Origin of the sequence: Mycobacterium gordonae (genome assembly GCF_001417955.2) — a bacterium.
Classification (GTDB): Bacteria; Actinomycetota; Actinomycetes; order Mycobacteriales; family Mycobacteriaceae; genus Mycobacterium; species Mycobacterium gordonae_B.
The window spans coordinates 1-518 of the sequence record NZ_LKTM01000271.1 but is presented as its reverse complement, the minus strand read 5'-3'; the positions used below and the strand labels follow the sequence as shown (position 1 = coordinate 518).

Below are 518 nucleotides of genomic sequence, written 5' to 3'. Positions count from 1 at the left end.
GTCGCAACCTCCCCAGCCGCTGCCCCCTCCGCCCGTTGCACGCGATCGCTCGTCGGGCCCGTTGCCTGTCAACGGACCGCCGCGGGAAGCGCCCCCGGCCGCGCCCGACGCCGGCCGCCGAGTACGGCTGGGCGGACCCCCGCCACAACCGCCGCCAGCGCCACCGGCCCAGCCGGCCCAGCCGCAGCCCGAGACCGTATCCGATTCCCCGCCCCCGCGTCGTCGCCACCGCTATCTGCCCGACCCGGATTCCGGCGAAGCCGATCCGCAAGCGGGCACGTACTTCCGGGTCCCGATGCCACCGTCGCCCACTCCGTCGCAGGGGCCTACCGCGACGACACCGCCACCACGGCCCCAGGGCGGCAAGCGACGCGCCCCGTCGGGTCCGATCCCGGTGCGGCCCCGGCCGGCGCCCCCGTCGATGGAACCGCCGCCGGCCCCGGCCCCGGTTCGACACCCGGCCCCGACTCCCGAGCAGTTGGCACCGACCCCGGCTCCGGAGCAGATGGCGCCTACCC

1 pseudogene is annotated in these 518 nt (G+C 77.6%); it reads right to left on the bottom strand.

Features of this window, described 5'->3' with window-relative positions:
- Positions 1-231 precede the first annotated feature (231 nt).
- A pseudogene (locus AO501_RS39495) lies at positions 232-518 on the bottom strand (hypothetical protein); the annotation flags it as partial.